The 21508-nt window shown below is 56.8% G+C and carries 15 protein-coding genes and 2 pseudogenes; 10 read left to right on the forward strand and 7 right to left on the reverse strand.

Annotated elements, in window-relative coordinates; all coding sequences use genetic code 11:
• Positions 1 to 182: 182 nt before the first annotated feature.
• The 4 genes from QZM67_RS39075 to QZM67_RS39090 form a co-directional block, all read right to left on the reverse strand.
• A complete protein-coding gene (locus QZM67_RS39075; protein ID WP_175024414.1) occupies positions 183 to 995 on the reverse strand; it encodes a mechanosensitive ion channel family protein in 813 nt (270 codons plus the stop codon).
• 198 nt (positions 996 to 1193) lie between these two features.
• Positions 1194 to 2621: a mannose-1-phosphate guanylyltransferase/mannose-6-phosphate isomerase gene (locus QZM67_RS39080; protein ID WP_301811705.1), complete on the reverse strand. Its 1428-nt coding sequence runs from the start codon at positions 2619 to 2621 to the stop codon at positions 1194 to 1196.
• A gap of 41 nt (positions 2622 to 2662) precedes the next feature.
• Positions 2663 to 4708: a capsular biosynthesis protein gene (locus tag QZM67_RS39085; protein WP_301811678.1), complete on the reverse strand. Its 2046-nt coding sequence runs from the start codon at positions 4706 to 4708 to the stop codon at positions 2663 to 2665.
• Positions 4709 to 5860: a glycosyltransferase family 1 protein gene (locus tag QZM67_RS39090; protein WP_301811708.1), complete on the reverse strand. Its 1152-nt coding sequence runs from the start codon at positions 5858 to 5860 to the stop codon at positions 4709 to 4711.
• Positions 5861 to 6003: 143 nt separating this feature from the next.
• On the opposite strand from QZM67_RS39090, the gene QZM67_RS39095 reads away from it, so the two are divergent.
• Positions 6004 to 7173, forward strand: a complete 1170-nt coding sequence (locus QZM67_RS39095) for a polysaccharide biosynthesis/export family protein (protein ID WP_175012617.1) — start codon at positions 6004 to 6006, stop codon at positions 7171 to 7173.
• A gap of 100 nt (positions 7174 to 7273) precedes the next feature.
• Here the strand turns inward: QZM67_RS39095 and QZM67_RS39100 are convergent.
• Positions 7274 to 8061 (reverse strand): annotated as a pseudogene (locus QZM67_RS39100) (IS630 family transposase); the annotation flags it as partial.
• A gap of 81 nt (positions 8062 to 8142) precedes the next feature.
• Here QZM67_RS39100 and QZM67_RS39105 point away from each other — a divergent pair.
• The 9 genes from QZM67_RS39105 (at position 8143) to QZM67_RS39145 (ending at position 20621) form a co-directional block, all read left to right on the forward strand.
• Positions 8143 to 12048, forward strand: a complete 3906-nt coding sequence (locus QZM67_RS39105; RefSeq protein ID WP_301811687.1) for an FkbM family methyltransferase — start codon at positions 8143 to 8145, stop codon at positions 12046 to 12048.
• The gene (locus QZM67_RS39110) at positions 12045 to 12677 is read left to right on the forward strand and encodes a NeuD/PglB/VioB family sugar acetyltransferase (protein WP_175012619.1); all 633 of its coding nucleotides are present in this window, start codon (positions 12045 to 12047) and stop codon (positions 12675 to 12677) included. The genes QZM67_RS39105 and QZM67_RS39110 overlap by 4 nt, the downstream gene beginning before the upstream one ends.
• Positions 12678 to 13078: 401 nt before the next feature.
• The gene (locus tag QZM67_RS39115; RefSeq protein WP_301811692.1) at positions 13079 to 14182 is read left to right on the forward strand and encodes a DegT/DnrJ/EryC1/StrS aminotransferase family protein; all 1104 of its coding nucleotides are present in this window, start codon (positions 13079 to 13081) and stop codon (positions 14180 to 14182) included.
• 2 nt (positions 14183 to 14184) lie between these two features.
• On the forward strand, positions 14185 to 15222 hold the full coding sequence (locus QZM67_RS39120) for a glycosyltransferase family 4 protein (protein WP_301811694.1): 1038 nt from the start codon (positions 14185 to 14187) through the stop codon (positions 15220 to 15222).
• Positions 15219 to 16256, forward strand: a complete 1038-nt coding sequence (locus tag QZM67_RS39125; RefSeq protein ID WP_175012622.1) for a glycosyltransferase family 4 protein — start codon at positions 15219 to 15221, stop codon at positions 16254 to 16256. Before QZM67_RS39120 ends, QZM67_RS39125 begins: the two co-directional genes overlap by 4 nt.
• Positions 16253 to 17548, forward strand: a complete 1296-nt coding sequence (locus QZM67_RS39130) for a glycosyltransferase family 4 protein (protein ID WP_175031153.1) — start codon at positions 16253 to 16255, stop codon at positions 17546 to 17548. Before QZM67_RS39125 ends, QZM67_RS39130 begins: the two co-directional genes overlap by 4 nt.
• A gap of 34 nt (positions 17549 to 17582) precedes the next feature.
• Entirely contained in the window at positions 17583 to 18617 is a 1035-nt protein-coding gene (gene gmd, locus QZM67_RS39135; protein WP_175012624.1) for a GDP-mannose 4,6-dehydratase, read from the forward strand.
• Position 18618: 1 nt separating this feature from the next.
• Positions 18619 to 19515, forward strand: coding sequence for an NAD-dependent epimerase/dehydratase family protein (locus QZM67_RS39140; RefSeq protein WP_301811700.1), 897 nt, complete (start codon positions 18619 to 18621; stop codon positions 19513 to 19515).
• On the forward strand, positions 19512 to 20621 hold the full coding sequence (locus QZM67_RS39145; protein WP_301811702.1) for a glycosyltransferase family 1 protein: 1110 nt from the start codon (positions 19512 to 19514) through the stop codon (positions 20619 to 20621). Before QZM67_RS39140 ends, QZM67_RS39145 begins: the two co-directional genes overlap by 4 nt.
• Positions 20622 to 20710: 89 nt before the next feature.
• On the opposite strand, the pseudogene QZM67_RS39150 reads toward QZM67_RS39145, so the two are convergent.
• Together QZM67_RS39150 and QZM67_RS39155 are read right to left on the reverse strand one after the other, a co-directional pair.
• Positions 20711 to 20979 (reverse strand): annotated as a pseudogene (locus QZM67_RS39150) (integrase core domain-containing protein); the annotation flags it as partial.
• Between the two features lie 118 nt (positions 20980 to 21097).
• On the reverse strand, positions 21098 to 21508 hold a 411-nt coding region (locus QZM67_RS39155), incomplete at its 5' end, for a glycosyltransferase (RefSeq protein WP_367620463.1).

The following is a 21508-nucleotide window of genomic DNA, read 5'->3' on the forward strand; positions in this document are numbered from 1 at the left end:
ATTTCAGGACGGGTCACCGACAGCTTAAAAGCCAGGCTGTAGTCCCGCTGCGTTCGTTTGATCCCTTGTTGCACTTGGCACCTCTTCGCTTCGGCGAAAAAGTGTCAACCTATTTCAGGACGGGTCACAGGCAATAAAAAAAGCGTGGCGGGTGCCACGCTTTTTTTCGTCCGGTGCCGCCGTTACGCGTTGCGATGCGAGATCGGGGTTTCGGGCGTCGGGTATTGCGCGTCGCGGAACGTATCGAGGATCACGCGGTTGGTGTCGCAGTACACCTGCCAGTAGTTTTCCGGTTGCGTGGACGGGCGAACGAACAGCAGCGGGCCTTCCGGCGTGAACTGCAGCACGCCGACGTCCGGTGCCGGGGTGGTCAGCACGTTCGGGATCTGCTGGATCGACGTCTTCAGGCGGTTGATCGCGTCGACCGCATCGACACCGTTCGCGATCTTCGCGGTCAGGTCGACACGACGGTACGACGTCGCGCTGTAGTTCGCGATGTTGTCCGAGAAGATCTTGTTGTTGCCGACGATCGTCACGATGTTGTCGGGCGTGATGATCGTCGTGCCGAACAGGCCGAGTTCCTTCACGGTGCCCGTGACGCCGCCGGCATTGATCACGTCGCCGATCTTGAACGGACGCAGCACCTGCATGAACACGCCTGCGGCAAAATGCGCGAGCAGGCCGCCCCAGGCGGTACCGATCGCGAGGCCGAGGCCGGCGAGCAGGGCGGCGAACGAGGTCGTCTGCACGCCGAAGATCTGCAGGATCGCGAGGATCAGCAGGATCGTCAGCAGCACGCCGACGACGGAGGTCAGGTAGTCGGTCAGGGTCGGGTCGACCTTGCCGCTGCGGCGCACGACCTTGCCGAGCAGGCGGGTACCGATGCGGATTGCCCAGCGCCCGACGAACCACAACACGATCGCGGCGAGGAGGTTGAGGCCGAAGTCGAGACCACGGGTCATCAGGAATTGCTGGGCTGTGGCGAGATCGATCATGCGTTCTCCGAAGTCGAGGGTAGAAAGGGCGGCGCATGCACCGGGTGGGTGGCGCTTTTATAACCTGACCTGTGACGGGCGGGCAACCTGCCTGACATTGCTTGACGTAATGAAAAACGGGCAGGACGCGTGTGCGTGCTGCCCGTTGCGGGTGCCGGTCGTGGCCTGTGGTGGCGCTTGACCGGGAAGGTGGGTTGCTTACGACGCTGCGCGGCCGTAGGTGTCTTCGAAACGGACGATGTCGTCCTCACCGAGATACGCACCCGACTGAACTTCGATCAGTTCGAGCGGGATCTTGCCCGGATTCGTCAGCCGGTGGGTCGCGCCGAGCGGGATGTAGGTCGACTGGTTCTCGGTCAGCATGAGTTCCTTGTCGCCGTTCGTGACCATCGCCGTGCCCTTCACGACAATCCAGTGCTCGGCACGATGGTGGTGCATCTGCAGGCTCAGCTGCGCGCCGGGGTTCACGATGATGCGCTTGACCTGGAATCGGTCGCCCTGGTCGATGCCTTCGTAGGCGCCCCACGGGCGGACGACGCGGCGATGCGTAACCGATTCGTGACGACCGGACGCATTCAGCCACTCGACGATTTTCTTGACGTCCTGCGCTTTGTCGCGATGCGCGACCAGCACGGCGTCGGCGGTTTCCACGATGACGATGTCGTCGAGGCCGATAGCGGCAACCATCCGGTGTTCCGCGCGGATGTACGAGTTCTTCACCGCGTCGGTAAAGATGTCGCCGATGAGCGCATTGCCCTGCTCGTCGGCGTCAGCAATTTCCGCAAGCGCGCTCCACGAGCCGATATCGTTCCAGCCGAGGTCCGCTGCCGCGACAACTGCGGCGCGTTCGGTCTTTTCCATGACCGCATAGTCGATCGAGACGTTGGGGCAGGCTGCGAACACGTCCGCGTCCAGACGGACAAAGTCGTTGTCCCGCTTGGCGGATTCGAAGGCGAGTTCAGCCTGACGGGCGATCTCCGGCGCATGGCGATGCAATTCCTCCATGTACGTGGACGCCTTCAGCATGAACATGCCGCTGTTCCAGTAGTAATTACCGTCGCTCAGGAAGCGCTCGGCCGTCGGCGTGTCGGGCTTCTCGACAAACGCGTCGACCTTGTAAACCTGCTTGCCGTCGGCGACGGCCGGGCCGCGGCGGATATAGCCGAAGCCGGTGTGCGCTTCCGTCGGCGTGATGCCGAACGTGACGAGGCGCTGATCTGCTGCGATGGCCGCTGCCTCACCGGCTGCAGCGATGAATGCCGGCTCGTTGAGGATGACGTGGTCCGACGGCAGCACCAGCAGCAGCGCGTTGGGCGATTCGCGCATGGCGAGCAGCGCCGCGATCGCGATGGCGGGCGCGGTGTTGCGGCCGACCGGTTCGAGCACGATCGACGATGGCGTGATGTTGACCTGACGAAGTTGTTCCGCGACCAAGAAGCGTTGTTCGTTGTTGGTGACGACGATGGGCGCCGCCGCACTGGGAATGTGCTGAAGGCGCATAGCTGTCTGCTGTACGAGCGTCTGGTCGCCAGTCAGCTTCAGGTATTGTTTCGGATAGCCGCCGCGCGACATCGGCCAAAGGCGGGTGCCGCTGCCGCCACACAGAATTACCGGATATATGTTCATGGTTGCAATCCCCGAGTCAAGTTGCCAGTTTTGTGACCGGCTCACGACGCTTCGCGAGCCTTCTTCTTCGTGATTTGTTGCCAGCGCCAAGACAAGTGACGCGCTGCATTACGGCTCCAGCGTATGGCCTTCAGGAACGTTCGTGCGCGGTCGGTGCTTATTTGCGCCAGCGGACGAGCGGCGAGTGGTGCGAGCCGCTCAATTACCGCTTCCGGCGTCGTGAAAAGCTGTAGACGCCAGTCCCAATAGATCGGGTAGCGTAACAGCACGCCCGCCGTAAGCATGTCGAGCGATAAACTGCGCTTTCTCCACGGCATGGGCGCGACCGCGTCGTGCGTGAGTCCCCAGCCTGCGTAAAACGGTAGTCCATACGTGAAAACTGCCTTGCCACGCAGTAACGCGTCGAAGCCGGCGAGCGATGACAGCGTATGTACTTCATCTGCTGCGTCGATCAGTGAAATGAGATCCGAGTCAATGTCAACAACGTCGGCCAGCCGCGCAGCATCGACGAGGCCACTCCGATTGCCGGAAAGGACATCGGGATGGGGTTTGTAGACGATATAAGCCTCGGGGAGGCGCACGCGCACTTCGCGCAGCAGTGCGTCGGCAGTGGAAATTGTACGAGTGCCGAGACGAATCGAGGCGTCGTCGGCCACTTGACCCGGGACTAGCGCAATTCGTTTTCCGGTAGGCGCTTGCCAAGTCGGTCTGCGCCGCCCCAGGTTGTACTTGGTCAGACCGAATCGGATTATCTGTGCACGCAACCTGGCGGCCCGAGACAGTTCCTCGTCACTGAATGTCGTTTCATTCAGCAGAACAGTAAGATCGCTCGGACCGCTTGCGTCGAAATACAGGCCGCGCATGTCGACTACTTGGCTACGTGGGGCAATCATGTCTGAGCCAAGCCCGGTTGAATGGAGAAATCCGTCCTCGATCCTCACGTGACGTACACCTTCGGGTAGACCGTCCGAACTCCGTGCACCCCAAAGTGCCGCATATTCACCGGGACGCAGCGAGCTGGGCTCTGGTGCCCAGCGCAGGGCACCGCCGCCGGCCGTGAGGAAAGGGGTGGCGAACGGGCGCTTCCACCACTGAAAACGCACGCCGACCACCTCGCGCAGTGCGGCGAACCGTTCTGCAGTTGCGCGCTGCAATTCAATGCTGTCGAGCAATGCATCAAGGCACCCCGGCGCATGCGTTGCCGGGTTCAGGTAATTCGCCAGACGCAAGAAGACAATATCGAAAAGCGCGGCTACGGTAGGCCTCTCTGTACGGCCGTACATTTTGGCGCGATCGTTTGTGAGTCCCCAGCCCGCATAGTACGGTGCACCGAATGTATGAACCGGGACACCTGCGAGCAATGCATACATGCCTTCAGGCGCAGCTACCGTATAGACATGATCGACGCGACGAAGCGTGGCGCATAGCGAATACTCGTCGCCAATATACTTTGTGCCGGGAGGTAAGTCGCGAATCAACGACGATAGCCAACGGCCGGTGCCATAGTCACTGGTCCGTGCGATCCAGAACTGAGCGTCGGGATGCGAGGCGCGCGCAGTGTCGATCATCTGCGCGAACAACTTTCGACGCTCACTCGCGGATTCGTCCGCACATGCTGATCGCATGCGCTCGTCGATCAGTAGCACGCGCGGGAAGCGGGACGGCTCTAGCAGTTCTGGCAGACAACGCGGCACTCGGTGTTCCGGATCCAGCGCGTGGGTGTCGAGCACTCGCCCCATCAATCTTGCGATATCGGGTGATGTACCTGCGTCGCGTGCGGTTGCAAGTGCATCGTTAATCGTACCGGAAAGTGTTTGTGGGCCGGCTTCGGTGCGGGGCAGGACGAACCATGAGGTTAGCAGCGTACGTCGATCGATGCGTGCCAACAGCGGTCCCGGTGAGGCTGCCTGGACGGTTAGCCCTGCAGCGCGTGCGATGTGCAGCACGAGTCGTCCCGGAGAGTTGTCTGTCCAGATCCAATTCGACCGACGCATCAGCCAGCTGATGAAACGCAACCCGCGCGTGATACCGCGAAGATCGAAGACCGGATCGCGCAGACCCGGATACTGACGCCCCGGATCGCTCATCTAGTGCAGTGTTTTGAGGAAATGGTCGACGTGGTCAAAGTGTTCGGCCCACGTGGGCTCGCGAAAGTACCCGATACGTTCGAGCTGCGCATCGCGCTCCGTGCACTCCGCCCGGCTGTATGCCTCAATGCGAGCGAGCCAGTTGGGACCGTCCAGCGGATCGAGATAGTCGGGGATGCCGGCGGCAATTTCGCGAAATACTCCGAGGTCGCTGGCGAGAACTGGTACACGCAACGCAAGTGCTTCGACGAGCGGCATGCCAAAGCCTTCGACAAACGACGGGAAAAGCAGTGCGCGTGCGTGCTGTAGCCAAATGTGAAGTTGATCATCGGAACAGTCCGTTTCCTCGATCACCACCCCGCGCAGGCTCGAGCAACGGTCGAGCATATCGATCACGTTCTCACATTCCCACCCGCGTCGGCCAATGACGACGAGTTTTGGTGCCGCCGTACCGTGTCGTTCGACGAGCCTGCGCCATATATGCAGCATGAACCAGTGATTCTTGCGCGGCTCAATGGTGCCAAGCATGACGAAGTAGGGATGGTCTAGAGGGCTCAACCCTTGGGCGCGAGTGGCGACGCCGGACGCCAGGGGTGCTACCACCGTTGGTGGAAGGGGGAGCCCTGCGAGGTCGGCCTCGGTGATAAGCGAGTCGAGTGTTGCTTGTGAGTTGGCAATCAGGCCATTGGCGTGCTGGAATGCAGTGTGGATGCGTAGTCGATGAGCGTCGTCGACACCGGGTCTGCAGTATTCCGCGTGCGTGAGCGGAATCAGATCATGCACCATAAATACGGAGCGGGCGTTCCGACGCGCCATGGCGCGGTAGTAGCGCTGAAACTCCATGCCGTTGTGGCTCGTATGCAACAAAATGCTGCGTGAAAAATCTTTAAATCGCAGCTGGCTCATGACGCCACGAATCACCAGCTTTTGAATCGCGCAACGATTACGAACGGACGACAACAGCATTTCAAAAATTTGCTGTGAATCTCTGTTCGTCAAAACGGCAGAAAATCCGCGTTCGCTTAGTACCGCGTTTGCCTGGGCGCCGTACCTTTCCACGTAGGCGAGCCCCACACGATCTACGCCGGTTGGCCGCAAGCCGTCGTAGAGGCGTGACAGCAGGCGAGTGACGTCCAAGAAGATATGTGACACGCGAATGCAAAATTTCTGTGGTAACGGGTGCGGGGCAGGAGGATCCAGTTCCGCATGCGTGGTTTTTTTGCTCACGACATTCTATTTGATTCTGTAACGTGAGACAATTTGCGCCGACCATAAATTACCAAGACTACTAGGCAATGTCGCGTGTTCGGGTGAATGCTTTTTGGGTTTCGATTATCGGGGGAGTCGCCTTGTTGGCCGGCTGTGCAGGGGTGATTCCTACATCCGGACCGAGCAGTGCTCAGATCGATCGGGCGGCGCAGGCGCCGAATGCTACGGGCATTCAGATCGTCGATTTGACGGACGACGTCGCTCGCAAGCTTCTTGCCGAACGAACCCGCGCGGATTTCTCTAGCGGACTCGGCAATGACACAGCATTCCAGCGGCGGTTGGGCATTGGCGACACGATTCAGGTGTCGATCTGGGAGGCGCCTCCGGCGACACTGTTCGGTGCCGCGCAGACCGACGCGAAGAGTGGTGCCAGTGGTGCACACGCGACGGTTCTGCCAGATCAGACGATCGACGGCGATGGGAATATCAGCGTGCCCTTCATTGGCCTCCTGAAGGCGGCGGGGCGCACGCCGACCCAACTGCAACTGGACATTATGGCGCGCCTCAAGTACATGGCGCACAATCCGCAAGTGTTGGTCAAGCTGTCACAAAACGTCACGTCATATGTGACCGTGGTGGGTGACGTGGAAAAAAGCAATCGCATGCAGCTGACGGCGCGCGGCGAGCGGCTGTTGGATGCGCTGGCGAGCGCTGGTGGGACGCGCCAGGCGATCGACAAGATCACGATTCAGGTAACGCGTGGCGACAAAGTGGTGTCATTGCCGCTGGAGACCGTTATTCGCGATCCGCACCAGAATGTTCCGCTGCATGCGGGGGATGTGGTAACTGCGTTGTTCCAGCCGTACAGCTTTACGTCGCTTGGTGCGACAGGCAAGAATCAGGAATTCAACTTCGAAGCGCAGGGCATTACGCTCGCGCAGGCACTGGCGCGAGCTGGCGGGCTGGAGGATTCGCGCTCGGATCCGCGAGGCGTGTTCATTTTCCGGCTTGAGGATGCAAACGCACTGCCGTGGCCGAATACTCCGGTTCGTGTCACGGCTGATGGCAAGGTGCCAGTCGTGTATCGCGTGAATCTAAAGGATCCGAGTTCGTTTTTTGTTGCCCAGAGCTTCATGATCGACAACAAGGACTTGCTTTATGTATCGAACGCGCCTATTACCGAGATTCAGAAAGTGCTGAATCTGGTGTTCTCGGTGGCATATCCGGTGGTTACAGGGGTTCAGACGTTTAAGTAGGCCCGTGGTCGCTTGCTTTTGCCGGGTGCGTGAGTTTCTGCGCACGAGTAATTCGTGCCGGCACCCTTACTCGACGTGGCGTGTGGTCGGGCAGAGGAGCTTGAGCGGCATCGGTTTTGTGACGGCTCACGTTGGCGCGGATCACGTGAATTTCCTTTCTGTCTGGCTGGGCCGGTACCGTCTCGGTGAGGAGTGCGCCGAAGCGGGCGCTGATATGGCGTGGGGCAGTTTTGCCCAACACTTCGCCGGTGGCCATATTCAACGTGGCAAACAGGCTCGGGGTGCTGTTGTGTTCGTATTCGAAGTCGTGCCTCTCGGCGCGTTCGGGCGAGCGCGGCAGCATTCGGCTTTTGCAATCAAGCGCCTGAATGGCCGTTTTCCCATCCATGCGGAACACCACCGCATGCAACCGCGGGTTCAGGTACAGGCCGATCGCATCGACAGCCTTGGCCGCAAAGTCGGGATCGTTGAACACCATGTTGGTATCGAGATGATGCGGCCGATTGCTGTGGTTGCGTTAGATATGCCGGACCGCCGTGAAGGGCGCGCCCAACTACGTGGTCAACTTTCGATGGCTGCAGTGTGTCGTGCCGTCGACCATGCGTCGCAGCGTGTAGTCCCGCACTCTCGCTTCAAGACGCGCCAGGTCACCATGCGGAGCGCGACCAGGGTGCCTATCGTACAAGCCCGCCAGGCGGTCACTCGCAAAGCGAGTGTGCGATGTCGTGATGAAACGCGAATCGCATCGCAATTCGTTCATGATCGCCCCGCGCGAGGTCCCTTCGTCGAGCAGCAGGATCAATCGCGCTCGCCTCGCCTTGCCAACGGCCATCGTTCGGCTGCACGCACCGACAGCGGTTCTTCGCGCTCGGATTCATTCAGATTCATTTTGCCGGTGTATCCCTAAATCGGTGCGAATTCATTGGTTCAACGTACCGGTTGACAGTGGTGTGTGAGTGGTCCTTTGGGGTGCGTCAGATCGACGTGAAGGCTAAGATTTTGTTTGGTGGTTCCATGGTTAAGAAACGCAAACTTGACGATTGTAAAGAGGTGTTGTGCCCTCCCATGCCGTTGACATTAATCAATCGGTCAATCAAGGCGGCGGCATTGTTTGAAGTAGTCGTGCCAATCAAGTCGTTTCAGAAATTCGTCTCCGCTGATAGTTCGCGCCTATCGCAGCCTCAAGACGCTGATCGCCGTAAGAGCATTCGCGATGACGAGCAAGGGGAGAGTTGCCTCCCGGATCAGTCTACTTCCACTTACATGCCCTCCATGGCAAGCGCTTTGAAGCGGTTGATGGGTGAAGTGTGCCGTAACAGCATGCGCGATGATGCACAAGAGAAGACTAGCCTGCAGGATCAGTCTGTTTCTACTCACACGCCTACCATGGCGAGCGCTTTTAAGCGGTTGATGAGTGAGGTGCGCTGTAATAGCGTTCGCGACGACGCGCAGTGGGAAAATTCCCTCCAGAATCAGTCGTCGAATGTCGAGCCGACCCGCGATATTGGGGCGGAGCGGGATTTTGGGCAGGAGTCGGGACTGAAATATGACGCCAGCATGGGCGACATGCTACGGAAGTTAATCTCTCCGCGTCCTATAATCGCTACTTCGGGTGAGCGGTCGGATAACGTCGGTTTCAATTCCCCAATTTTGGATCCTCTCCTGAATAGTGAGGGTGGTCTGGAATATCTGCTGTCACTGAATGGCGACGATTTTATTAGGGCTGCGTATTTTAAGGTTTTGAACCGGGCGGTGGATCCGACGGGTCTGAATTACTACCGGCAACGTTTATTGATCGGGGTTTCTCGTCGCGAAATACTGGGGCAATTGGCGCATTCAAGCGAAGGTCGCAGTGCCGGGGAGTGGCGAAGCAGGCTGCGCCGCTCGTATTCGGTATTGCGACGCCGAAGCGTTACGCCTTTCCGATGGGCGACGGAAATCATTAGCGCGTTCAAAAAATATCATCTTCATGAGATAACCCGTCGGGACGGGGATCAATTTATCATGGAGGCGTTCCGCGCTGTTTTGGGTCGTTCGCCTGATAAAGCGGGGTTCGAGCACTATCGCATTCAATTGTTGAGCGGTCGCGATAAAATTTCGATCCTTGCGGATATGCGGATGTCCAAGGAGAGCAAGGCAGTTGGTAATCGAGTTGCAGGGCTAACGGCTATTGCCTGGTTGAGAAAAGTCAGGCGTACGATTTTCGTCAAGCAACTTGTCGATATTTTTAATCTGCCTTGGGTTGCGGCGGATATTCTCAAGAATCTGCGTGGCCTTGCCCTAGAGGTCCGCGAGCTTCGTTCGCAGCACGAATCCCGGTTCGATACCGTATTAGAGTCGCTTCGGGCTGACCGTGCGCAAGCGTTAGCTCTGTCTGAGCAGGCATTGGCGCGGTATCAGGATATGTCTGACCTTCTTTGGCAGCAGAAGGCAGCGTTGACTTCCGAAATGGTGACGTTTGTGGACGACATCAAATCGATGTTAATTGCAGCCCAGGCTGCCGGGCAGGATAACCTAAAGCACGCAATACGCCAGGCGGACTTGTCGTTTGAAAAGTCGGTTGGGGTGATCAAAGGGGAGATTTCAAGGCGGCTGGAGACTGCGCAGGCGCAATTGCGCGCGCAGGGCGATCAATATGTAAAGGACGTCACGGTGCTCGTTACCCGTGAGCATGCTGCGGCGGGCGTTGCGGCGCGACAGTTGCAACAGAAGGTGGATCGGCTCAGCGCAGTGCTGCCGAAAGCGATCGACGACACGAAGGTACCAGTCCTGAACGCGCTGAAAAAGATCGCGGCGGCGGACGCCGCGGCGCGACAGTTGCAACAGAAGGTGGATCGGCTCAGCGTAGTGCTGCCGAAAGCGATCGACGACACGAAGGTATTAGTCCTGAACGCGCTGAAAAAGAGCACGGCGGCGGACGACGCGGCGCGACAGTTGCAACAGACGGTGGATCGGCTCAGCGCAGTGCTGCCGAAAGCGATCGACGACACGAAGGTATCAGTCCTGAACGCGCTGAAAAAGAGCACGGCGGCGGACGACGCGGCGCGACAGTTGCAACAGAAGGTGGATCGGCTCAGCGCAGTGCTGCCGAAAGCGATCGACGACACGAAGGTATCAGTCCTGAACGCGCTGAAAAAGAGCACGGCGGCGGACGACGCGGCGCGACAGTTGCAGCAGACGGTGGATCGCCTCAGCGCAGTGTTGCCGAAAGCGATCGACGACGCGAAGGTATCAGTCCTGAACGCGCTGGAAGAGAGCACGGCGGCGGACGACGCGGCGCGACAGTTGCAGCAGACGGTGGATCGCCTCAGTACAGCGCTGCCGAAAGCGATCGACGACGCGAAGGTATCAGTCCTGAACGCGCTGGAAGAGAGCACGGTGGCGGACGACGCGGCGCGACAGTTGCAGCAGACGGTGGATCGCCTCAGTGCAGTGCTGCCGAAAGCGATCGACGACGCGAAGGTATCGGTCCTGAATGCGCTGGAAGAGAGCACGGTGGCGGACGACGCGGCGCGACAGTTGCAGCAGACGGTGGATCGCCTCAGTGCAGTGCTGCCAAAAGCGATCGACGACGCGAAGGTATCGGTCCTGAATGCGCTGGAAGAGAGCACGGCGGCGGACGACGCGGCGCGACAGTTGCAACAAACTGTGGATCGACTAAGCCTGGCGTTGCCGAAAACTATCGAAGACGCCAAGACGTCAGTCCTTGATGCGTTGGAAAAAGATGCAGTGAGCCAGAATCTCTTGCGCGAACAAGTCAGCTGTGACTTAGCTAGTGCGGGAGAACTGCTCGGCCATAAGACTGCCATGCTGGGTGACGAGACGCGTAAGTTCGCAAATGAACTGCAAGCTCAATTGCGTGAAATGAACGGCAATATCATTCACGCGGTTCGAGAGACGTCCTCCCATCTGGAGCAGACCTTCCCGCAGAGTATCGAATTGGCTCGAGGCGCGATTTCGTCTCAAATTGCTGAAAATCAGGCTATTCAGCAGCAATTGCGTGCAGAACTGCAGCAGTTGAGTCCGCAATTCGACCGAATCGAGCTCTATAGCCTTAAAAGCGCGCGAAGGGTCGCCGTTCCCTGTGGTGAGAATGATATTTTGGTGCGCACGAATATAGGATACGTCCTATGCGCCAGCGATGATCATGCCTTGGTCGCGACACTTGTGGAAGCCGGCGAACTCGAGCCAGGTATCCGAATGTTGATTCAACGCCTTCTTTCGCCTGGAGACGTGTTTCTGGATGTGGGTGCGAATGTCGGAATGCATAGCATCGCGGCCGCGCAGACTATGCGCGGACAAGGGCGCATCATTGCTTTCGAACCCTATAGTCCCACGGCTAAGCTGCTGGAGAAGACTGTTTGGATCAATGGTTTTCAAAATATTGTTGACGTAAAGAACGAGGCCGTTTTTGATGTGCAGGGCGAACGCGCACTTCACCTCGGGGCGACCAGTGGGCATCACTCGCTTTTCCCTCATGAGGGTCACTTGCCGATAACCGACACGGCCGTCAACGTACCTGTCACAACGCTGGATCATGCCGTTGCAAATTTGCCCAGTGCGAACCTTATTAAAATCGATGTCGAGGGGGCGGAGTCGGCGGTGATGGCCGGGGCGGGGGCGTTGTTGGGCCGCAGTAAAGATATTGGTATCATCGCCGAGTTTGGGATCTCCCATTTAAGACGGGTTGGTGTTGGTGTGCATGATTGGTTGGCAAGCTTTCACAGGCACGGTTTCGTACACCGTGCTATACATGCTGAAAGCGGCGCGATATACGAAATTTCCGTCGATGAATTGGAAGCTGCAGATTCGGTAAATCTTTTTTTTGCGAGACCACTTTCGCCAATTTTGGAAAAAGCGGAATATAAAAAATGAATAATTCAGTGATTGTCCTGGGGGGCGGAGGGCATGCGAAGGTAGTCATCGAAATACTTAGATCTACCGGATACGATGTCTCCTATTGTATTGCCGCATCCGACGATGTGCCGTATTGTGTTGGCGTACCCGTGCTATGCGGGGATCATCATCTGTCGCGGCTCTTGGATGCCGGACATTCGAAACTATTTCCGGGAATCGGATCCAACGCCGTCCGCGGGCGTGCCGCTGAACAGGCGCTCAAGCTGGGTTATGAATTGGTGAATGCGGTTAGCCCGATGGCGTCTATCTCCCCCTCTTCGATTATTGGAAAGGGCGTCGCCATCATGGGCGGTGTGATTGTAAATGCGGAATCACGGATCGAGGATCTCGCGATTATCAACACGGGTGCCACCGTCGACCATGATTGTCATGTTGGTTTCTCCGCGCATGTCGCACCGCAGTGTGCGCTTGCGGGCAACGTAAGAGTAGGCGATTTCGCATTTTTGGGTATCGGTACCAAGGTTATTCCTGAAATCGTCATTGGGGAGAACGCTCTTGTTGGTGCCGGGTCGATCATCATTCGGGATGTGCCGCCCTCGAGCAAAGTAATTAATCGAATGCATCAAATTGTGTCGCAGCGCGGGTAGAAGATTGTGCATGCGCAAGGAGTGAGTCGTTAGTTGGCCTTCAAACAAGAAGGTCGCCATATTTTCAAGGTTTGATTGAGCTCGGTCGAGTGCCTAATTGACCGCGGCGAAGCGAAGTTCGTTGTTTTGGCAAAGTCGAGTGAGTCTGCTCGTTGCGCAGATGCTCAACGCGACGTCATGAACGATTCTTGCCGGAAGGGGCCGTGTCAACAGCGTCGACGATGTGGGGGGATGGGCGGCGTTGTAGGTGCTCGAGATGAATGGGTTGACTAGCGATGATGCTGGTGATGCTTTGGTCGGTGGAGTGTTCGATTGACAAGTGCCAATTAACATTCCCGGTGTGCCTTTGGTGAAGTATGTGGCCTCCGTTTTCGTGAGCAATTAATAAGGAACTAACGTTTATGAAGCGAATTTATGTGGCTGAGCCCAAATTGGCGGGTAAGGAGCGAGAATATGTGCTGGACTGTATCGATAGCACGTGGATTTCGTCCAATGGGAAATACATAACCGCATTTGAGAATGAATTTGCGCGCTTTTGCGGCGTGAAGCATGCAATTGCAACCAATAATGGCACGACTGCCCTCCACCTGGCACTTGTCGCAATGGGCTTGCAACCTGGCGACGAAGTTCTCGTTCCGACGGTCACATACATAGCGACGGCCAACGCGGTACGCTATTGCGGTGCCACACCTGTTTTGGTCGATGTACAACCCGGGACGATGAATATCGACCCGGATGATCTTAAGCGTCACATCACGCCGAGAACGAAGGGCATCATTCCGGTTCACCTTTATGGTCACCCGGCTCAGATGGAGCCGATTATGCGAATCGCCAAGGATCACGGCCTGTTTGTGCTCGAGGATGCGGCCGAAGCGCATGGTGCGGAATACATGGGGCAAAAAGTCGGGTCGTTCGGCACGTGCAGCACATTCAGCTTCTTCGGTAACAAGATCGTTACGACTGGCGAAGGCGGGATGATCACTACCGACGATGATGATCTGGCGGCAAAGCTTCGACTCTATCGTGGCCAAGGAATGGACCCGAATCGGCGTTATTGGTTTCCGGTGGTCGGTTACAACTACCGGATGACAAACATTCAGGCGGCTATTGGCCTCGCTCAAATGGAAAACATTGAGCAAGCTATTTCGGCTCGGGAGCAGGTCGCTGCTTGGTATAACGACGCTTTGGCGTCGTTGGTGACGAAGATATCGCTTCCGGAGGAAGCCCCGTGGGCCAAGCAAGTGTATTGGATGTACAACATTTTCTTGCGCGAGGGCGGAGAGGAGCGGCGTGACGCAGTGATGCGTAATCTCGATTTGCAGGGCGGAATCGAAACGAGGCCCGTTTTCCATCCGATGCATGTCATGCCGCCGTATGCGCAGACTAGTACCTTCCCGGTGGCGGACTCTTGGGCGCAACGCGGGATCAACCTGCCCACGCATCAATTGTTGACTCGAGACGACGTCTACCGAATCGCGGATGCACTTGCTCATGCTATTGGATAAGTATGAAAATTGCACTTTGCTCGTCCTATACTCCATTTGCGGATGGTGGCGATAGGGACGTTATGGAGTGGCTAAAGACAGCTCTCCTGAAGGCTGGGCATCAGGTTGAGCTTGTCTATTTGCCATATTCTGCGGCGGCGGAATCATTGCTTACGCAGATGGCCTCCTTTCGTTGGGTAGATCTCACGAGTTCTGCCGATCGAATTGTTTGTTTTCAGCCGCCTGCTTATTTGATTTCGCATCCGCACAAAATTATTTGGTCCGGTTGCCATATTCGTGAATTTCTCGATTATTTGAGCGATGAAAACGGACAACTTTCTGTCGGCGAAGAACGTCAGGCAATTGACGACATTTTGTGCAGCTTAGATGCGGCTGCATTTAATGAGGCGAAGGCTGTTTTTTCTCACTCTAAATCCGCCGCGGATTGTTTGCGTCGATTTAATGGCGTAAATAGTGAGATTCTGTACCAGCCGGTGTCGTCTCCGGAGCGTTTTCGATACAACGGTTTTGGCGACGAAATTGTCTGTATTGCGCGACTTGAACAGCGTCAACGACAGCATCTTCTCATTGAAGCGATGCGGCATACACGCACGGCAGTGCGGTTGCGATTGTGTGGGGTGAGTTCCGGGGATAAATACTTGCAGCACCTGGAGGATTTGATCGCATCCCTGGGGCTGCAAGATCGCGTTCGACTCGAAAATCGTTGGACTGACGAGGGTCAAAGAGCTGAACTGCTTTCGGATTGTCTGGCCGCTGCGTATATCCCGTCAAATGGGTGGACGCACGGAAATCCCGCACTGGAGGCGTCCCATTCGTCAAAGCCTGTTTTGACTACCTCGGATGTCGGTGTAGGAGCGGAGTTGATCGAGCACGATCATAATGGATTGGTGGTCGCCCCGGATCCGAAAGCGCTAGCTGCAGCTATGGATCAACTGTATGTTGACCGAAATCGAACTCGAGAAATGGGACTGCATGCTGCAGCTCGTGTAAATGAGATGAATATTTCGTGGTCCACGGTGCTGACGAGGTTGCTCGCATGAAGGTTCTTGTCGTCAATAATATGGCCCCGTTTGTATGGGGGGGCGCCGAGGAGTTGGCTACTCATTTGGCGAAGAATTTGATCATTGCCGGGCATCAGGCAGAAGTGCTGCGAATTCCATTTCAGTGGGAGCCTTCCCACGGGATTCCGTCGCAGATGCTGATGGCACGAAGTCTTGACCTGAGTGAGGCGGACCGAGTAATTGCATTGAAGTTTCCTGCTTATTTGGTTAGACACCCGAAGAAGACGCTATGGTTGCTGCATCAATATCGCCAAGCCTACGATCTCTTCGATGCAGGGCAAACGAACATAAGCGCTGATTCGGTTGGCGATGAACTCCGTTGCATCATCAAGAGTGCCGATGATGAAGCGTTCGCTGAAAGCGAGCGTATCTTCACCAACTCGGAGGTCACTCGCAATCGGCTCGCGAAGTACAACGGCTTCGATGCGGAAGTGCTTTTGCCGCCATTGAACGATCCTGAGTTGTTTGTCGGCGGGCCTTCCGGCAAGTACGTATTTTCGGGCGGGCGTGTAAACGGCTTGAAGCGGCAGCACCTCCTGGTGGAGGCAATGGCGCGTACGGCGCCGCATGTGCAACTGGTTGTAGCGGGGCCGCCGGATACGCCTGAGGATTCGGCTCGCCTTCATAGGCTGGTCGAGCAATATGGGCTGCAGGGCCGCGTTCATCTTGATCTACGCTTCCTATCTCGGCAGGAACTCGCGCGCTACGTCAATGAGGCCGCCGCATGTGCGTATCTGCCATTTGACGAGGATTCGTTGGGTTATGTGGCCATGGAAGCCGCGACGGCGGGAAAGGCTCTGATTACCGCGTCTGACAGTGGGGGTATTTTGGGCTTGGTTCGACAGCACGAGACCGGCTGGATTGCGGAGCCTACAGCCGAGAACTTGGCATCCGTACTTAACGAAGCTTGTCGCGATACACGTTCCGTCCGGGAAATGGGACAGGCTGCGCGAAAACTTTGGGCCGACATGGAAATTTCGTGGCCTGCTACCGTCGAAAGGCTACTTGCATGAGGATCTTATTTTTCACCCCCATTGCGCTGGCTTCTGCGATCGGTCGTGTTTCTGCGCTCGTGGTGGCAGAGTTGGTGCTGCAAGGCCACGAGGTTGTCGTCGTCCGGACGGAGGATCCAGCCGAGTTTGGTGGCCCGACTCATCGTTTTTCAGGGGACGTCGTTGCCTGGAATGAAACTGAGCGTGTGGCGCATCTCGCGGCACACTCCGAGATTGTCGTCTACCAGGTCGGAAATCACTTCCCCTATCATCGCGGGTGTCTGGAGTGGTTGCCGACGGTGCCCGGATTGATCGCATTGCACGATAACTTTCTGGGGCATTTGTTTTGGGCATGGTCGGATGCGGTCGGGCGAAATAACGCACTCGACGTGCTGTCGACCTTATATGGTGAGCACACTGCTGCGGCTTTTTTTAATCAAACTGATTCAACGCAGTTTCTTGAGTTCGCATCTGAGTCCGCTCCGCTGACCGAGTGGATTGCTTCGATGGGCTCGGCAGTGATTGTGCACTCCAGCTGGGCGATGGAGCGAATCGTCGGCTCGTGCGCGGGGCCGGTTGAGGTGGTGCCGCTTCCGTATGACGCGCCTTACCTGGGGCAACCGGAGTCGAATTCGGCAGGGAATAATTCGCAGCGCCTCGTCGCGTTGACGGTGGGGCACGTCAATCCAAACAAGCGATACGAAAGCGTAATTAGAGCACTCGGAGAAAGTTCATTCCTCCGCAACCATGTGTCGTATCGGGTGGTGGGCCCTGCCGAGCCAACTACGGTGCAAGAGCTTACGTCATTGGCAGCCCAGCTTGGAGTTGACTTGGTCATGACTGGTGCAGTGGACGACAGGCAGCTTGCGACGGAAATTCAAGGAGCGGATATCATGTGCTGCCTGCGCTGGCCTGCTCTCGAGGCCGCATCTGCTTCGACCATCGAGGCAATGTTGTATGGCAAGCCTACGGTGGTGACAGACACCGGGTTCTACCGCGATCTGCCGAACGACTGCGTTGTAAAGATTTCACCCGACGCCGAGATTCAGGACTTGCGCCTGGCGCTAGAGAAGCTGAGTAAGTTCCCTGAGGAAAGAGTGGCTTTGGGGGAGCGTGCGCACAAATACGCGTCGAGAACATTCAGGGCCGACAATTATGCGCGTGCCATCGTCCGCACGGAGCATCGAATTAAGCGGTCCAGAATAATTGGTCAATCAGCCGAAGTTTTTTCATCGACCCTGAAACGGTGGGGTGCAAGTGGGAGTGGCATCATTATTGATGCAGTCGCACGTCCGCTCGACCTGTTTAGGTGAATTTAAATTTTCAAATAACTGATATATATATTATATGAATAAGGCGATCATTACCGGAATTACTGGTCAAGACGGGGCCTATCTTGCGCAGCTTCTGCTGGAAAAAGGCTATGTGGTGTACGGAACGTTTCGACGGTCAAGTTCGGTCAATTTCTGGCGGATCAAAGAACTGAACATCGAAAATCATCCGAACCTTCACCTGGTGGAGTATGACCTCACCGATCTGAGTTCTAGTATCCGTCTCTTGCAGACCACGAACGCGACGGAAGTTTATAATCTGGCCGCGCAGAGTTTCGTGGGTGTCTCGTTCGACCAGCCTGTCACGACGGCCGACATTACCGGTCTTGGGCCGCTATACCTTCTTGAGGCGATTCGCATCGTCAACCCGGCGATTCGTTTTTATCAGGCAAGCACGTCCGAAATGTTCGGGAAAGTGCAATCTATTCCGCAGACGGAGTCGACGCCATTTTATCCGCGGAGCCCATACGGTGTTGCAAAACTGTACGCTCATTGGATCACGGTAAACTACCGCGAAAGCTACGGGATCTTCGGTGCAAGCGGGATTTTGTTCAACCATGAGTCCCCGCTGCGTGGCCGTGAATTTGTTACGCGCAAAATTACCGATAGCATCGCGAAAATCCGCCTCGGCCAGCTTGACGTCCTCGAACTCGGGAACTTGGACGCCAAGCGCGATTGGGGCTTTGCAAAAGAATATGTGGAAGGCATGTGGAGGATGCTCCAGGCCAAGACGCCGGACACCTATGTGCTGGCGACGAACCGTACGGAAACGGTTCGGGACTTCGTGACTATGGCAGCTAAAGCCGCAGATCTGGATCTTGCATGGGAAGATCAAGGTGAAAAGGAACTGGCGATCGACCGCAAGTCGGGCAAAGTAATTGTCCGGATCAATCCGAAGTTCTATCGTCCTGCCGAAGTGGATCTTTTGATCGGCGATCCGGCCAAGGCGCACGAAGAATTGGATTGGAAGCCGCATACGTCACTGGAACAGCTGTGTGCCATGATGGTAGAGGCCGATATTCGCCGCAACGAGACCGGATTCTCCTTCTAATATGAGGCGGGTACTTATAACGGGCATCGGCGGGTTCACGGGGCGACATCTTGCGAACTCGCTTTCTCGGGCCGACTTTTCTGTCGTGGGCATGTCGCATCGGCCGTTGAATGCGGACGCATGGCCCACGCATGTATGTGATTTACTTGACCGTGAAAAGCTCTTAGACATTGTTGCCGCGACAAAGCCCGATTTTGTTGTGCATTTGGCCGCTGTCGCGTCTGTTGCGCATCCATCTCCGGCCGCGATTTATGAAACGAACATTGTCGGTACCCGCAACTTACTAGATGCTCTGCTGGCTTCCGAGAGCCGGCCTCGCGCAGTATTGCTGGCGAGCAGCGGAAACGTGTACGGCAACGCGACGGTTCAACCGATTGCCGAGACTCAGTCGCTTGCGCCGACGAATGACTATGCGCTAAGCAAGCTCGCGATGGAGTATATGGCAAAGTCGTGGCAGACTAAATTGCCAATCGTAACTGTCAGGCCATTTAACTACACCGGCATTGGTCAGTCGATAGATTTTCTATTGCCGAAGTTGATCTCTCATTTTCGTTCAAAATTACCAGTATTGAAATTGGGTAACCTGGACGTAGTGCGGGACTTTTCAGACGTGCGCAGCGTCACCGAGGCCTATACGCGGCTACTTACGCAAGATAATGTAGCCGGGCAGACTTTCAATGTCTGCTCGGGCGTCGGCCATGCATTGAAGGATGTTCTGACGATGCTGCGTGAGTTGACCGGGCACCATCCTGATGTCGTGTCAACACCAGAACTCGTTCGCGGGAACGAAGTTCATACGTTGATCGGTGACCCGTCGCGACTGCAGCGGGCAGTGGGTCCAATGAATTGGATCCCTCTTCGCGAAACGCTAGTCTCGATGTTGGAAGCTGGGGTATGAGACTGACATTGGGTGTCGATGCACTCGTACCTCCACTCACCGGGATCGGTCGATACACTTTTGAGCTGGCGAAACACTACCAGTTGCATCGGTCGCAACTGGCTGTGCGTTTTTTCTTCGCGGGACGTTGGGTATCGGATCCGGCGGCGTTATTGCAGGAGCCGGTGTGTCGCAAGCCCGGACAGTTGCGCAAGCTTTGGGAGCGAAATCGCTTGCGCAAGTGGCAAACGGCGCGCGAGTTGCGCCGCGGTGTCTACCATTCGCCAAATTACTTCCTTCCCTCGGCGGTTGAGGGCGGTGTGGTGACGGTTCACGACCTGTCAGTCTTTAAATATCCGGAGACACATCCGATCGAGCGAATTCGGCATTTTGAAGCTGGATTCGCATCAACGCTCAAACGCGCGGCACACTTGATTACCGATTCGGAGGCTATTCGCGAAGAGGTCGTCGAGCAATTCGGGTGGCCGGCTGAAAAGGTGACTGCGATCAGCCTCGGTGTACCTTCCGTTTTCCACCCGCGAGACGATGCCGAACTGCGTCCGATGTTGGCAGCGCTTGGATTGGAGCCTGGCGCATATGTGCTTTGCGTTTCGACGCTTGAACCGCGCAAGCGCATTGACGCGCTCCTGACTGCGTATCGCGCGCTGCCGGACTCGCTTAGGCAGAGGTACCCGCTGGTTCTCGCTGGCAGCAACGGTTGGCTGAGCGAGAGTTTGTTGGCACAGATCCAAGAAGGGGAATCACAGGGCTGGGTGCGCTATCTGGGCTTCGTCGCAGAGCCGATACTACCGTTTCTGTATTCGGGTGCGCACGCGTTCCTTTTTCCATCCGTCTACGAAGGTTTCGGGCTGCCGGTGCTGGAGGCGATGGCTAGTGGCGTGCCTACGCTGACTTCAGATTGCTCGTCGCTACCTGAGGTGGCCGATGGCGCAGCATGGCTAGTACAGCCTGGCGATCATCAAGGGCTCTACGACGGCATTATTCGTGTTCTATGTGACGAAATCTGGCGGAAGGGCGCACGAGATCGGGGCCTCGAGGTGGCAGCCCGTCACACTTGGGAACGCTGTGCGGAGCGTACTCTCGATGTATGTCGACGCTTTATGTAGAGCCTATGAGCTGTGGGGGCTCGACACGACATACATTCGTAAGCGGCTATCTCCGTTGCCGCCCAAGCTCTGTCGTCAAGGCGGGTTGGCTAGTCGTGAAGCGTCAAGCGTGTGTTTCTCGACCCAGGAAGTCTGGCCATCGGCGCAACGCCGCCGATGGCGCTATGAGCACGAGGCCAGTTGCAGTAGTGCGCCAACTCGCCAAGGCTTCGATGCGATGGGCGGAGCTCTGGTATGTCCATGCGTAGGCCCATTCGCGTCACGCTGACTGGATGACGCGTTCGGCCTTGCCGTTAGTCTGCGGACGATACGCTCGCCTGATTTTGTGCCGGATACCCAATTCCCGGCAGGCTCGCGCACCAGACTCAGTCCGGATGAATCGTCGATACAACCTAGTGAAGCTTTACCGCTAGTCGCTTGCGTACATCCCGATGGCGCTTGGCTTGATCGAGTCATTTTCCCGCAAGAGACACGGCTCAGGCCTGCGTGCGGTCAAGCTCTATCAAGAGGGTGCGAAGTTGCTGGGCGCTCTCGGCCCATGTCAGTCGCGCCATATTGCTGCTGTTCGGCGCGCTCGATTCATCGATTTGATTGAGCCATGCTGCTAATCGAGGCGCGAGTTCTACTCCGGTTCTTTCTCTAAAATATGTCGCGTTGTCGCCTGCGATTTCTCGGAACACCGGGAGGTCCCGGACGAACAGCGGCGTGCCGAATTGTGCCGCTTCGACAAGCGGCAGTCCGAACCCTTCGGCTTCAGAGGCTGCGTATTTCGGACCAACGTGACCGGCCGTTTCGGGATCGTGACCGGCGATTTCGGCAACGTGACCGGTCATTTCGGGAACGTGACGAAGCGGACCGGAAGGCAGGATTGGCGTTGCGCATGACAT

Source organism: Burkholderia sp. AU45251 (assembly GCF_030482905.1).
GTDB lineage: Bacteria > Pseudomonadota > Gammaproteobacteria > Burkholderiales > Burkholderiaceae > Burkholderia > Burkholderia aenigmatica.

What these genes read in the sequence shown, in the direction of transcription:
- QZM67_RS39075 (WP_175024414.1), bottom strand. Translation starts at nt 995, where the DNA reads ATGATCGATCTCGCCACAGCCCAGCAATTCCTGATGACCCGTGGTCTC.
- QZM67_RS39080 (WP_301811705.1), bottom strand. Translation starts at nt 2,621, where the DNA reads ATGAACATATATCCGGTAATTCTGTGTGGCGGCAGCGGCACCCGCCTT.
- QZM67_RS39085 (WP_301811678.1), bottom strand. Translation starts at nt 4,708, where the DNA reads ATGAGCGATCCGGGGCGTCAGTATCCGGGTCTGCGCGATCCGGTCTTC.
- QZM67_RS39095 (WP_175012617.1), top strand. Translation starts at nt 6,004, where the DNA reads ATGTCGCGTGTTCGGGTGAATGCTTTTTGGGTTTCGATTATCGGGGGA.
- QZM67_RS39110 (WP_175012619.1), top strand. Translation starts at nt 12,045, where the DNA reads ATGAATAATTCAGTGATTGTCCTGGGGGGCGGAGGGCATGCGAAGGTA.
- QZM67_RS39115 (WP_301811692.1), top strand. Translation starts at nt 13,079, where the DNA reads ATGAAGCGAATTTATGTGGCTGAGCCCAAATTGGCGGGTAAGGAGCGA.
- QZM67_RS39120 (WP_301811694.1), top strand. Translation starts at nt 14,185, where the DNA reads ATGAAAATTGCACTTTGCTCGTCCTATACTCCATTTGCGGATGGTGGC.
- QZM67_RS39125 (WP_175012622.1), top strand. Translation starts at nt 15,219, where the DNA reads ATGAAGGTTCTTGTCGTCAATAATATGGCCCCGTTTGTATGGGGGGGC.
- QZM67_RS39130 (WP_175031153.1), top strand. Translation starts at nt 16,253, where the DNA reads ATGAGGATCTTATTTTTCACCCCCATTGCGCTGGCTTCTGCGATCGGT.
- gmd (WP_175012624.1), top strand. Translation starts at nt 17,583, where the DNA reads ATGAATAAGGCGATCATTACCGGAATTACTGGTCAAGACGGGGCCTAT.
- QZM67_RS39140 (WP_301811700.1), top strand. Translation starts at nt 18,619, where the DNA reads ATGAGGCGGGTACTTATAACGGGCATCGGCGGGTTCACGGGGCGACAT.
- QZM67_RS39145 (WP_301811702.1), top strand. Translation starts at nt 19,512, where the DNA reads ATGAGACTGACATTGGGTGTCGATGCACTCGTACCTCCACTCACCGGG.